The organism is Proteus vulgaris, assembly GCF_016239305.1.
Taxonomy (GTDB): Bacteria; Pseudomonadota; Gammaproteobacteria; order Enterobacterales; family Enterobacteriaceae; genus Proteus; species Proteus vulgaris_C.
Window position 1 is genome coordinate 1 of the sequence record NZ_JAEHOQ010000043.1, and the last position, 11,716, is coordinate 11,716.

An 11,716-nucleotide genomic window follows, 5' to 3' on the forward strand; every position below is an offset into this window, starting at 1 on the left:
ACTTGATACTAACGTATCAAGTTATTTCTTAATTAATATTATTAATTCTTTTGAGCCTGTTTTTTATCTTTTTCTTTTTCAGCTAATTCAGCAAGCGTTGATTGAATTAAATTTTCAATATAATGGTCAACCAATAATTCAACTGCTTCACTGCGTGTGGAATTATTTAAATAAGATAATCTGTCAATTTTGCGTAATGCAGACATTTTTAATGAAAGCGAAACCGATTTTTTCTTATCTTTGTCGAGGTAAACTCGGCTTGTCATTCCATTATGGCGAAGATCTTCACTGGCTGATAATGCCTCACGCATACGGCGTAATGCTTTATTATCAAGCTGACCACGTTCGGTCATTTGATAAGCTCGAGACGCTTTGCTGTACTTTATTTCAGCACCATAAGAATCTCTTATCTCTTTTAAAACGCGAGTTAACGTTGGCTCTGAGCATTCAAGAGCAGAAATAATCTTAATAGTTGGAACCTTTTTTCCCGAGCTTAAAAGGGTTGCCAGTGTAAAGACTCTGACCTGACGAGTGCTTAATTGCATGCTTAGTTACCACTTATTCTGTCATTTTTGTGTTAAAATATTCAGCTTTAATTTTTATTATTCTTGTTCTTACACTTTATTTACAAGTATCAGAAGTATTACAAGTATAAATAAAATAAGCGTCCTATTAAATGTAGTATAAAATAATAATTCAAATGAAAAAAATGACTTTTTTTAAATAAAAAAGTCGGTTTTGTTTTTATAAGTTCTAGCTAAAGATAACATATTTTAACTAGAAACTTATAAATCAAAATCAAGATAAGATAATTATTTTATCTTATCGAGTTCATCATCTGCTATAGAGTGTTTTATGTTGCATTAAAACGTTGAGCATTATTTTGTTGGTTAGGAATAATGCCATAAATTTTAGCTCTAGTTAAAATGCTCAATGCCCAGCGACGGTGCGTTGCAGGTTCACACATTGCACCTTGTGATTTAAAGACGGCTTGTGTTGAATTTAAGATACGCAAAGCATCTGAGTGATCGGATTGAGATACCATGAGAGCTTGTTCAATCTTGTGAATTTGCTTTGGATGTATCGCCGTTTTACCCACCAGTCCATTAGCAATATCAAGAGCAAGCTCTTTATCCATAATATGGTGATCATCAATATGCTCACAAACTGGTGCTGTTAATGCAAACTGACGAGCACCAAATACGGCAACTAGCATTTTTATGACGTAACCCATTGGACCATCATAAAGTGTTAACTGGCGATTACGTCTTAGCGAAATCACATTCATTAAGTCATTACCACCAATACGTAACGCGATAATTCTGTTATGACAAGGGTGAGCCAGTAGGTGGTTTGCAAGCTCTGTCATTTGAATAACATCAAACACCTCTTCGGTTTCAAGAGTTGGCATCATACATAAATGCGTATTCTCAATAATATTCCACCAAACAGGTAAAGAGGCTTGAGTAAATTTAGGCAATACAAGACCGTCAATGGCACTGACATTAAGTGTTTCTGTGATCCATTGACCCATTTCCGTGTGGCGAGGGCGAATAAATAGCAAAGGCCAATGGCTACAATCATGGTTCTTTTTATGCTCTGCCAACGTATTTAATAACGTAGCCAAATTTTCTAATGCAACGGGAATATCAGCATCGCTAACCGCATCTTCTAAACAGATAATTAAAGAGCGTAATCCTTCAATTTTCTGATCGATAATCGTTGTCGCAATATCTGTTCGAGTTGCAGGCATATAAAGTGTTGCCCCTAAATTCCACGGGGATAATCGTTCAATCATTATTTCACCTTTTTAATGATAGTCACTGCACGATATTGACCAAGCGCTTGCCCTGCTTCAATAACAGCAATATTTTTTTCTTGCGCAAGATAAACCAGTAATGCCACATCAGGATCAGTTATCTCTCTCACAAGAATATGGTCAGGTACACGGCGTAAAACAGCGCGTGTGGCCTCGGCAATACCGGGTTTTATACGATTGATATTTGAAATATCATATTTTTTTGCAAGTGAACTAACGACGTTTTCGCTCAGCTTTTTTAAGTCTGATTGTTGTTCTTTAAATGTGGCATGTGGGATATCGTTATCAATTAAGGAATTAACAACTTTTCCTACAATATCAACAAGGTAGCGACTACATTCATATTGTTTTAAATGTTGGCAATCGACAAAACCATGAAAGCCTTTTTCTGTCCAAATTGAACGTGAAATTAATCCTGAAACGGGAGCGCCCATTATCCCAAAAGGGATAAGCCAATCTTCATCACTGGCACTTAGCCATGCGCAACCACAAGGATCTGCAAGGACGACAAGACGTGGTTGTGGGGGATAGCCTTCGCGTCCGGTTAATGAGCGAATTAACTCACCTGTAATAGCGCCTTTTCCCGTCCAACCATCAACAAAAACAATTCCTTCTGTACCGTGATGTTGTTCAATCCATGAAAGCGCTTCGCTATCAATGCCTCTATCTCGAATAATGCTTATTCCATAGTGATAAGAGATTTTTCCCATTTTGCGTAATGTTTGCTGCAACATTACGCCTAAAGGAACACCCGCACGGACAAGGCTTGTCAGAATAATCGGGGTATCACCAAAGCGTTCAATAAGGGATTTTGCCAACATAATTACTTCAGTTGCTAAGCGTGTAGCACCGGTTTCTAGCGCTTTTTCAAAGAGATCAAGATGCCATGTTGTGGGTTCTGGCTCTTGGCTTAGCATGTCAGAATAGTGGCGTTTACCTGATTGTATTAGCTCTTCCTTTAACTCAACAGGCGTCATTTCAATCTTGACGGGTTGAAGTAGAAAATCGACATCACCTGATACATAAGATCCTGAAAACGGTTTATGATCCATCATGTTTATTCTCCAAAAATTTTTGTGTTGATCGCATCAGCAAATTGGCTTTGGCGAGGAAGCCCATACCAACTGCATAATTTCATAAAACGATGATCACTCAGGCTATCACCTAAACCAATGACAGGAAAAACGCCACGTTCTGTTTTTAATTTATTAAGCAAATAGGTGACTGCTTTGCCTTTTTCAATAGGTTCAGGTAACCAAGCAATATTGTTACTGTTGCGATGAATATAAAAACCTTCGGTTGAGAATGTTTTTTCTATCTCATCACCTATGGCGTATAGCTCTTCTAGTCGGGTGCTATCGTTATGCTTCATCACTAAATAAATAGGCAAATCACCATATTCATAGTTAATTCGTGCCCAACCATCAATATGTCGTTCCGCCATTAATTGCGTAATTGATTGTTGTAGCGTCAACAAACGCTGTGTATAGGTCGCTAAGCTTTGAGTGATATGGTTTTGCCATTGCGCATCTGCTGTGCCTTCAGGGGTTAATACCACAGCACCATGTGTGGTAATTGCCCAAGAATGAAAAGGGATCGTGACTCGGCTTATTTCCTCTGTACCACGTGCGGTAACAGGAATTAAGTCAGCATGTTCTAGCATCCAGTCTACCAGCATGGCTTGTTCTTGTGTCATAAAGCTACGTGGCTCTAAGCTTCTATCCAATGCACCTGTTTTATAGGGCTCCAGCGCTAATTCATCTACCATCTTGCGACGCGTTTGAAATAAGGTGTCGTCGAGATCAGTTAAAATAACGGGCTTAGTCATAACTAATTACCTCAACAATAGGTGCAACCTTATTAAGAGCTTCAATCAGTTGGCTATCAATACTGTCAACAGGGGTTTCACAACAAAGCAAAATACGATCAAATTGTTGATGTGCCACGTTATAGACAAAATTAGGAATACCTAAACCATAATTATCAGTAAAAGTAATGGCTGATTGAATGGCAAAATTGGTTGAAATAGGCGAACGTGTTGTTGAGCTATATTTTACAATAGCACCTTGTTTTTCAAGGCGTTCAGCCAGCAAAAAAGGTTCCCACACAAATTCTCCCGATCCTAATACGAGAATTTTTTCATCAACTGATGCTTTGATGGTTAAACCTAGATCGTTTGCAGGCGCTATCATCCCTAATCGCCCCCAGCTTTGTTTACCTGTAATAGCAACTTGACCTGATGCCGTAATATTGACATTTGGCATAACAGGCAGAGGCGCATTAGGATCGGCATCCCATTGCCATTCACCCTGAACTAAAGAGAGAGTTTTAATCGGTAATGGGGCGCGTTCAGCGATAGACTCACCACTCCAATCCGTTAGTGTGACAGCAATAACGGATTCAATATGGGTTAATCCACCTTCTTCACGTAGTGCTGAAAGTAAGTTAATAAAGGTATTGCCTGTAGTGGCTTCATCATCAATTAATACAACGGTTTTTGCTTGTTGTACCCACTGGCGTTGCTCTGCTGTTTTTGGCAAATAGAGTAAGTGATCGGTCGCGTGGCTGTGATTTTCTTTAAATTCACACAGCAGTTCACCATCATTAACAGGGTGACGTGTCGAAGTTAAATAAATGGTTTGTTGATAGCGACTTCTTACTTCATCAAAAATACCAGCCCCTAAACCCACGGCGGTTTCCGCCATACCAATAAACAAAATAGGGCCTTCAAGTGAAGAAGGAAATTGTTTGGCTAGTCTTTGGTAGGTTTCACGCATTTTTTTCGGCGAAACAGGGATATGACGGCCTAATACTTTACTGACAAATAAAAATGCACGCTTAGGGTTGCGTCTTTCTGCAATATCAAATAATTCATCAAGTAACTCAATAGGGCAATTTGGCGTCACGCTCAATGTGCCACAACTAAGCTGGCGACGATAAACTAAAGAGTCACTCATACTATTCTTCATTATTAATTATTATCCGTATTTATTACGTTTGTTAACGTTGAATTGAAAACAATAGAATCGGTGATTGAGCGTATTTTTGTTGGTATAAAATGGTTATTTTGAGCTTGAGCTTCTTCAATACTCATCAATCCCAATTGGCGTAAAGCAAAAATACCCGCAAGGTTAATACCACAATGCTGGGTGTAACCAATGCCACCTGAAGGGCGCATATTAATTTCAAGCAATAATGGATGACCTTGATGATTATTTCGGGTTTGCACATTCACAAGACCATCTGCTTTCATGGCTGTGGCACACGCTTTGCCTAATTCATAGGCCTCACCTGAAATTTCTAGATGCTGTATTGCTCCGTCTTTACGACGAGCGACGCCAGCAATGACATTGCCTTGCTCAACAACCATATCAACAGAGTATTCAGGGCCGGGTAAATAAGGCATGAGCACTAATGGCTCAAAGTGTTCAACCGCTTTTAATGCATCAACATATTGTTGTGGATTAACTTGGCGATTTTCTGGGTGATTAAACAGTGCCATAGGCGAAACTTGATTATCAAAGCGCCAAAAACCCATGCCATAAATGCCTTTTACTGGCTTAATGCATAAAGGGATCTCACCAAAAGGTGGATTTTTTATTTGTTTTTCTAATTCATCAATTGAGTCAATGTAAATAGAAGGTACAACAGGAAGACCGCATTGTTCCATAGCTTGTGCAAAAGCGACTTTATTATCGGCTAATTGAAGCTGTTTAAGCTCAGTTGCCCCTGTGGTTAATTTTATTCCTAATGATTCAATTTCTTTGCGGTGTAATTCAAACCATGTGCTATTGCGCCCAGTATGAATGACTTTAACTTGATGCTTTTTTACAACATCAGCGATAAATTTTAAGCGTAATGTCTCTTCAATAGGTTCATAAAAAGCCCCATCAGCAAGCGATAAAATCTCATTTCGCGCATGGCGATGAGATGCGAGCAAGAAAATTTCTTGGTGCTGTTGTTTTGCAAAGTCTTTAACACCTTGAAGAATATCGCGTTGTGATGATAAACCTTCCATAAACCAAATCGTATTGTTCATTACGCTGTATACCGTGAAATAAAAGTGTAGGGTTCAAGTCCTATAATCATGAAGATTTCGGAGAACCGTGTCAATCATAATATGATTTATTTGATTTCAGCTTAAATTAGACTAACCAATAACGTCATTATTATAATTATTTTGTATTTATATAATTTGTTTTTATAAAAATATTAATAATATCAATAAATTGGTAAAAAATTAGATTTGGGTGATAAAAATAGTCTTGCTCATGTACTTCATCATGATATGATGATTTTCATGATGTGGATTTTATCACAAATGGCAGTATTGTTTCACTCTACCTCTGAAGGAATTTAATTATGGTTTCATTAAGCAAGAATCAAACAGTTTCTCTCAGTAAACAAGCACCTACACTGAGCCATTTAATGTTTGGTTTGGGCTGGGATCCAATTAAGAAAAAAGGATTATTAGGTGGTCTTTTTGGTGGTGGTGGTTCTATTGATTTAGATGCAAGTTGCGTTTTACTAGACGCAAATGGCAATCAAATCGATACCATTTGGTTTCGCAAATTAAAATCAAGTTGTCAGTCAGTGGTTCATTCGGGTGATAACTTAACTGGAGACGGTGACGGCGATGATGAAACTATTTTCGTTGACTTAGACCGCTTACCAACAAATGTTGAATACTTGGTCTTTACTGTAAACAGTTTCCGTGGACAAACATTTAATGAAGTTGAAAACGCTTTCTGTCGAGTTGTTGATAAAATAACTAATAAAGAGTTAGTGCGTTATACCTTAACAGAGCAAGGCTCTCATACCGGTATTGTTATTGCTTCTATGCAACGTAACCAGGGTCAATGGGATTTCACGGCATATGGTGCACCTTGTAAAGGCCGTGTTATCAACGACATGATGCCTGATATTGTCGCGACGGTGGTACGATAATGAATATGACCCCTGGGGGAAACTTACCCGTCCCCAATCAAACTTTAATCGTTCGTATTCAATCTGGAGCACCCGTTGATGTTTCTGCTTTTAGACTTTATGCCTCAGGTAAAGTCAATGGCGATGCTGATATGGTGTTTTATGGACAAACAGCGAGTGATGATCGTACGGTTATTTATGCAACAGCAGGAAATAGCACTTCTTTTACTGTAGATCTAACACGTTTACGTCCTGATGTTGAAAAAATTGCGTTTACAGCGACCTGTGAAGGTCAACAAACTATCGCAAATTTACAACGATTATCGATTCAAGTTGATGCTAATAATGAGGTTGTCGCAAACGGCAATGTTGATATTAATGGTCGTCCTGAAGCGGCATTAATTTTAGGTGAATTGTATCGTCGTAATGGTAGTTGGAAGTTTCGTTTTATTGCTCAAGGATTTAACGGTGGTTTAAAACCATTAGCTGAACATTTTGGTGTTGATATTGCAGACTCTGAACCAGCACCAGCACCAGCACCAAAACCAGCACCAGCATCAAGTTCGGTGAACTTAAGTAAGGTTTCTTTAACCAAAGAAAAACCTGCAATCAGCCTAACGAAGAAAGATGATTTCGGTAAAATTCGTATTAATCTTGATTGGCATCGTGAAAGTAAGAGTGGTGGCTCTGGGTTATTAGGTGGGTTGTTTGGCGGAAATAAAGGTATCGACTTAGACATCGGTGCTTTTGTTGAACTTCAGCAAGGCCATAAATCCGTTATTCAAGCGTTAGGAAACGGATTTGGTGATTTCAATCGTATTCCTTATGTTGAATTACAAGGTGATGATCGTACGGGAGATGTTGCTGGTGGTGAATGGATATTTGTAAATGGACGTGAATGGAAAAATATTAAACAAGTGCTAATTTTCGCATTTATTTATGAAGGCGTACCAAATTGGAGCAAAACGGATGGTGTAGTCACCATTCATGTGCCAGATCAACCACCTATAGAAACCCGTTTAACTGACGGTAATAATGGTCGTGGTATGTGTGCAATTGCACGACTGGTTAATGAGAACGGCTCAATCAGAGTTGAACGTCTCAATGAGTTTTTTAAAGGCCACCGTGATATGGATAATGCCTACGGGTGGGGATTTCGCTGGACAGCGGGTTCTAAGTGAGCAAGTTGATATAAGGAAAAATAACATGAGTTTTTTTAACAAATTAAAAGAAGGTTTTAATACGGGACGTTCTGAGTTAGCAAAGCAAGTTGGTCGTTTTAAAAACAAAAAATTTATGCAAGGTACAGTGGCTGTTTGTGCTCGTATTGCTATCGCCAGCGACGGTGTGAGTTCTGAAGAAAAACAGAAGATGCTGGGTTTTTTAAAAGCATCGGATGAACTTAAAGTCTTTGATACCTCAGAGGTGATTGAATTCTTTAATAAGCTAATTACAAGTTTCGAGTTTGATACTGAAGTCGGTAAAGGCGAAACCATGAAGTATATTCTGGCAATGAAAGATCAGCCAGAAGCTGCGCAATTAGCTATTCGTGTTGGTATTGCTGTTGCGAAAAGTGATGGTGATTTTGACAATGATGAAAAAGAAGCGGTGCGGGCTATTGCTATTGCATTAGGCTTTCAACCCGCAGAATTTGGTTTGTAATTAATTTATAGGGAACCGTTCAGGAATTATTATGGTATCCACACATATTGGTTTTCCGACAGAAACTGTCATTGTCTTTGTAGTACTTGCGATTGGCGCTATTTTTATCGACTTATTCATGCACCGTGCTGATAAGCCGATAACGTTAAAGAATGCCATATTTTGGTCTATATTCTGGGTTGCTATTGCTATGGTATTCGCAGGATTCCTTTATATTCATCATGGTGCAGAAGTTGCGAGTTTATTCGTAACAGGTTATGCATTAGAGAAAGTGCTTTCCGTTGATAACTTGTTTGTCATGATGGCGATTTTCTCGTGGTTTGCTGTGCCTGATCGCTTCCGTCACCGCGTTCTTTATTGGGGTATCATTGGTGCTATCGTTTTCCGTGGGATCTTTGTTGCCATCGGTACAGGACTATTAAGTTTAGGACCATATGTTGAGATAGTATTTGCCTTAATCGTTGCTTGGACGGCAGTTATGATGCTGAAAAGTGGTGATGATAGTGAAGAAATTGAAGACTATTCACAACATCTTGCTTATCGCTTAGTAAAACGATTTTTTCCTATATGGCCAAAAATCACTGGACACGCTTTCTTATTAACACAAAAAGAAGTTGATGTTGAGTTAGCGAAACCTGAAAACAAAGATATCACTATCGGTCGTGGTACAAAAGCTGCTCTATATGCAACACCGCTTATGCTGTGTGTGGCAGTCGTTGAGCTTTCTGATGTGATGTTTGCTTTCGACTCGGTTCCCGCTATTATCGCAGTAAGCCGTGAACCCCTAATTGTTTATAGTGCAATGATGTTCGCAATCTTAGGCTTACGTACGCTTTACTTCGTGTTAGAAGCGTTAAAACAGTATCTCGTTTACCTTGAAAAAGCGGTTATTGTGCTGTTGTTCTTTATTGCTGCAAAATTGGGTTTAAATGCAACAGATCATATCTGGCAACATGGATACAGCATTTCCGCGACAACCAGCCTATTGGTAGTGCTTGGTGTTCTTGCTCTGGGTATTATTGCAAGTTTTGTATTCCCAGAAAAAAAAGATGATGAAGGTAAGACAAACTAATAAATATTCTTGAAAAATCAGAATATTAAAAACAAAACTAAAGAGGTTATAAAATGAGCGTTTCTCTTTCTAAAGGTGGTAATGTCTCTCTGAGCAAAGCAGCCCCAACGATGAAAAACGTCCTTGTCGGACTAGGTTGGGATGCCCGTTCTACAGATGGTCAAGATTTTGACTTAGATGCATCTGTATTTCTGTTAGCTGCAAATGGAAAAGTGCGTAGCGATGCCGATTTCATTTTCTATAACAATTTAAGATCTGCTGATGGCTCAGTTGTTCATACCGGCGATAACCGTACGGGTGAAGGCGATGGCGATGATGAAGCACTGAAAATCAAATTAGACATGATCCCGAATGATGTCGATAAGGTTATTTTCGTTGTCACTATCCATGATGCACAAGCACGCCGTCAAAGCTTTGGCCAAGTATCAGGTGCATTTATTCGTTTAGTTAATGATGACAACCAAATTGAAGTTGCTCGTTATGACTTAACAGAAGATGCATCAACTGAAACTGCAATGCTATTTGGTGAGTTATATCGTCATAACGCAGAGTGGAAATTCCGTGCTGTAGGTCAAGGTTATGCGGGGGGATTAGGTTCAGTTTGTGCTCAGTACGGCATTAATGCCTCTTGATAGCCGATTTGTAAGATACTAACCGCTGGCAGTCATAAGATGTGATTGCCAGTTTATTCAATAAAGTAGGAGCTTTGATATGGCAGTTTCCCTCGTTAAAGGTGGTAATGTTTCTCTGACTAAAGAAGCACCAACAATGTCGGTTGCTATGGTTGGTCTAGGATGGGATGCCCGCGTGACTGATGGCGCAGAGTTCGATTTAGATGCGTCAGTATTCATGGTAGGTGAAGATGGAAAAGTACTTTCAGATGCAAGTTTTATCTTCTTTAATAACAAAGTGAGTCAGTGCGGAAGCGTTGAACACCAAGGAGATAACCGCACTGGGGAAGGCGACGGTGATGATGAACAAGTTAAAATCACTCTATCAAAAGTCCCTGCTGAAGTGAAAAAACTGGTATTTGCAGTCACTATTTATGATGCTGAAAACCGTAAACAAAACTTTGGTATGGTAAGCAACAGTTTTATGCGCGTTTATAACAACGACAATAATACTGAAATTGCACGTTTTGATCTTTCTGAAGATGCGTCTACAGAAACTGCAATGATCTTTGGTGAGTTATATCGCCATGGCGCAGAGTGGAAATTCAAAGCCGTTGGTCAAGGTTTTGCGGGCGGTTTAGGTGCGTTAGCCGCACAACATGGCGTAAATATCTAAGACTTTAATTAGCCCTCGCATTAGCGGGGGCTATTTTTTCTGTATTGATAAGAAAACAGTTAATGGCTAAGACTCTTTTTTTATGGTCACTTTAATCGGCGAGTTTTTAGATTTGCGACGACCGGTATGAAAGTGACGCCAATGAGGTGTCTGAGAGGCCAAAAGCAATTCATGATCACCACGAGAATCTCCCCATGCTCTCATATGATATTGCGTTAGATCTCCGTAGACATCTTCTAAACGTTTAATTTTCTCACCGCAGCGACAGTTATTCCCGATAATTTTACCTGTCAGTTTTCCATCAACAACTTCAAGTGTCGTGCCTATCAGTTTAATCCCCAGCCTATCAGCAAAAGGCTGTAGTACCATTGCTGGTGATGCAGAGCAAATAGTGACTTGAGCATTACTTTTCACTTCTTCTGCTACCGCTAATAAGCCAGTAGGGCGCATTAATTTAGCCCAGTAAAGCTGACAAAATGCTTCTGCTTTTTCTTTTAACCATTGTTCGTCAATGTCTGTTAAAAAAGTTTTGATAAGCACTTCTTTTAATTCATCACGGGTTAATTTGCGTCTAAAACAACGTAATGTTGGTAATACCATCTTAATTAAACGGCGTGAAAATTTGCGTTTACCAAAAGCGAACTTTAAAAAAGGAATAAAACTATCGTGATAAGTTAGCGTGCCATCAAAATCAAACACTGATAACGTTTTTACGGTGTTTTTTGAGTTTTCGAACTGAGGTTGCATAAAAAAATAAGCTCCGTAAATCATCAGAGTTTTTAAGAATATTGGACATATTATATCATTGTTCTCAAAATGAGATAGTATGTCCGTTACTTATTGAAAATAAAATGATTTTTATATTCTTTAATGTAAATAAATAAAGATTATTTATATAATGAATAGAAAATAATATTTATCATCAGATAGAATGCCCCATTTTATTGATA

General features: G+C 38.7%; 12 protein-coding genes and 2 pseudogenes. 6 read left to right on the forward strand and 8 right to left on the reverse strand.

What is annotated here, in order from left to right:
• Window positions 1–41: 41 nt before the first annotated feature.
• The 7 genes and pseudogenes from JEP40_RS18570 to JEP40_RS18595 all read right to left on the reverse strand — a co-directional run bounded on the left by JEP40_RS18570 (window position 42) and on the right by JEP40_RS18595 (window position 5,858).
• On the reverse strand, window positions 42–545 hold the full coding sequence (locus JEP40_RS18570; protein ID WP_198624753.1) for a tellurium resistance protein TerW: 504 nt from the start codon (window positions 543–545) through the stop codon (window positions 42–44).
• A 308-nt stretch (window positions 546–853) separates the two neighbouring features.
• Complete coding sequence (locus JEP40_RS18575) at window positions 854–1,798, reverse strand: HpcH/HpaI aldolase/citrate lyase family protein (protein WP_198624754.1); 945 nt, start codon at window positions 1,796–1,798, stop codon at window positions 854–856.
• Window positions 1,798–2,004: pseudogene (locus JEP40_RS19300) on the reverse strand (RNA-binding protein); the annotation flags it as partial. The gene JEP40_RS18575 and the pseudogene JEP40_RS19300, both read right to left, overlap by 1 nt.
• Window positions 2,005–2,129: 125 nt before the next feature.
• Window positions 2,130–2,874: pseudogene (locus tag JEP40_RS18580) on the reverse strand (cysteine protease StiP domain-containing protein); the annotation flags it as partial.
• A 2-nt stretch (window positions 2,875–2,876) separates the two neighbouring features.
• On the reverse strand, window positions 2,877–3,647 hold the full coding sequence (locus tag JEP40_RS18585) for a hypothetical protein (RefSeq protein WP_198624756.1): 771 nt from the start codon (window positions 3,645–3,647) through the stop codon (window positions 2,877–2,879).
• On the reverse strand, window positions 3,640–4,776 hold the full coding sequence (locus JEP40_RS18590) for a phosphoribosyltransferase domain-containing protein (protein ID WP_198624757.1): 1,137 nt from the start codon (window positions 4,774–4,776) through the stop codon (window positions 3,640–3,642). Before JEP40_RS18590 ends, JEP40_RS18585 begins: the two co-directional genes overlap by 8 nt.
• Before the next feature lie 14 nt (window positions 4,777–4,790).
• Window positions 4,791–5,858, reverse strand: coding sequence for an ATP-grasp domain-containing protein (locus JEP40_RS18595; RefSeq protein WP_198624758.1), 1,068 nt, complete (start codon window positions 5,856–5,858; stop codon window positions 4,791–4,793).
• A gap of 323 nt (window positions 5,859–6,181) precedes the next feature.
• Between JEP40_RS18595 and JEP40_RS18600 the strand changes: the two genes are divergently transcribed.
• The 6 genes from JEP40_RS18600 to JEP40_RS18625 all read left to right on the forward strand — a co-directional run bounded on the left by JEP40_RS18600 (window position 6,182) and on the right by JEP40_RS18625 (window position 10,766).
• Window positions 6,182–6,766 carry a TerD family protein gene (locus JEP40_RS18600; protein ID WP_198624759.1) on the forward strand — a complete coding sequence of 195 codons (585 nt, stop codon included), beginning with the start codon at window positions 6,182–6,184 and terminating at the stop codon, window positions 6,764–6,766.
• Window positions 6,766–7,926, forward strand: coding sequence for a TerD family protein (locus JEP40_RS18605; RefSeq protein WP_198624760.1), 1,161 nt, complete (start codon window positions 6,766–6,768; stop codon window positions 7,924–7,926). The genes JEP40_RS18600 and JEP40_RS18605 overlap by 1 nt, the downstream gene beginning before the upstream one ends.
• Window positions 7,927–7,951: 25 nt before the next feature.
• Window positions 7,952–8,407, forward strand: a complete 456-nt coding sequence (locus JEP40_RS18610) for a tellurite resistance TerB family protein (protein ID WP_198624761.1) — start codon at window positions 7,952–7,954, stop codon at window positions 8,405–8,407.
• 31 nt (window positions 8,408–8,438) lie between these two features.
• Window positions 8,439–9,479, forward strand: coding sequence for a TerC/Alx family metal homeostasis membrane protein (locus JEP40_RS18615; protein ID WP_198624762.1), 1,041 nt, complete (start codon window positions 8,439–8,441; stop codon window positions 9,477–9,479).
• A 53-nt stretch (window positions 9,480–9,532) separates the two neighbouring features.
• Entirely contained in the window at window positions 9,533–10,111 is a 579-nt protein-coding gene (locus JEP40_RS18620) for a TerD family protein (RefSeq protein WP_072070083.1), read from the forward strand.
• A 79-nt stretch (window positions 10,112–10,190) separates the two neighbouring features.
• The gene (locus tag JEP40_RS18625) at window positions 10,191–10,766 is read left to right on the forward strand and encodes a TerD family protein (protein WP_023582790.1); all 576 of its coding nucleotides are present in this window, start codon (window positions 10,191–10,193) and stop codon (window positions 10,764–10,766) included.
• A 66-nt stretch (window positions 10,767–10,832) separates the two neighbouring features.
• Here the strand turns inward: JEP40_RS18625 and JEP40_RS18630 are convergent, their stop codons facing one another.
• A complete protein-coding gene (locus tag JEP40_RS18630; protein WP_198624763.1) occupies window positions 10,833–11,513 on the reverse strand; it encodes an HAD family hydrolase in 681 nt (226 codons plus the stop codon).
• Window positions 11,514–11,716: the final 203 nt, after the last annotated feature.